Here is a 1245-nt window from a genome sequence, read left to right as displayed (position 1 = left end):
ATGGTAAGTTTGTATTAAGAAAAATAATTAATAATTTGGTTAATAATATTAACCAAAGAGTAAAAGCAGCAGGATAAAGGCCGACGCTTCGTTGATACATAGATATCGCCCCTGATTTTATTCCCCTGCTGCTGTTTTCTTCCAAATCCGGATAGAACATTGTTGGTAAGAACTTTTACCATGGTGGATCAGAAGAAAACCTCTTTTTAAAAAAAAATTGTATGTCAAATTTATTAAAAAAAGTGATTGGTGTCGATGTTGGTGCAAAGTTTTTAACGGTAAGTTTTAATGATGACAGTAATCAGAATCAAGTGCAAAATATTGAAAACAATCAACGTTCGATATTAGCTTTTCTAAAGAAGATCTCTAGAGAAGATTATTGTTTCGTGATTGAAGCGACAGGTAATTACAGCAGTCGCCTGCTTCATCTTTCTTTGTCCAAAGGTTTTGAATCCAGTCTGATTAACTGCATGTCTGTGAAACATTTTTCGAGAATGAAAAACATCATTATCAAAACCGATGCGGAGGATGCAAAACTCATCAAACTTTATGGCGAGATGTTTCGTCCAGAGATTTATGTACCTAAGAGTATCCAAATTGAACATCTGGATCAGGAAATAAAACTGTTGAATGATCTTGAGGAAGAGAAGCGGCGTTACGCTGTAAAGCTCAAGGCACTTCGTTATAATCCTCATCTCAATCCTAATACAGAAAAGCATTATGAAAAAAGACTTAAACAGTTGGAAAAAGAGGTTCAAGAAGTAGAGTTGCGCCTTCCACAACTACAAGACGAGGAATTTAAAGAAATAAAAAATTTAATACAAAGTGTGTCGGGAATTGGGGAGAAAACTTCTCTTCAGCTGATTACAGCAACTTCTGGTTTTAAAAATTTTGATTCCGCAAAATCATTAGTTAAATACTTTGGACTCGCTCCTCGAATTTACCAATCAGGTAAAAAATCCTACTCTCCCGGTAAATGCAGAACTTCCAAAACTCATATTAGAGGGATGCTGTATGTTTGTTCATGGACGGCTATGAAACATAATATACCTTGCAAAGAACTTTATCTGCGACTACTGGCAAAAGGAAAACCAAAAAAAGTAGCACTGATCGCAGTTTGTAATAAACTCCTGAGAATTTGCTTTGGTGTGGTGAAAAACAAAATTGCATATCAACAAGATTATCAGAAAAACTTAAAAATTTTAACCTAAATAATTTGCAAAATAACATAGAACATCAGGGCTA

1 protein-coding gene is annotated in these 1245 nt (G+C 34.5%); it reads left to right on the top strand.

Translation table 11 applies throughout. The annotated features are described in order from the left end of the window. Positions 1 to 221 precede the first annotated feature (221 nt). A complete protein-coding gene (locus BMX49_RS14485) occupies positions 222 to 1211 on the top strand; it encodes an IS110 family RNA-guided transposase (RefSeq protein ID WP_074726748.1) in 990 nt (329 codons plus the stop codon). The last annotated feature ends 34 nt before the right edge of the window (positions 1212 to 1245 follow it).

This window comes from Kaistella antarctica (assembly GCF_900109615.1).
In the GTDB taxonomy this organism is placed as follows: Bacteria; Bacteroidota; Bacteroidia; order Flavobacteriales; family Weeksellaceae; genus Kaistella; species Kaistella antarctica.
Note: the sequence above shows the minus strand (reverse complement) of the source record. Positions and strands in the feature narration are given on the sequence as shown.

Bases quoted from the DNA above. Each gene is read 5' to 3' on its own strand.
- BMX49_RS14485 (WP_074726748.1), top strand. From the start codon at position 222: ATGTCAAATTTATTAAAAAAAGTGATTGGTGTCGATGTTGGTGCAAAG.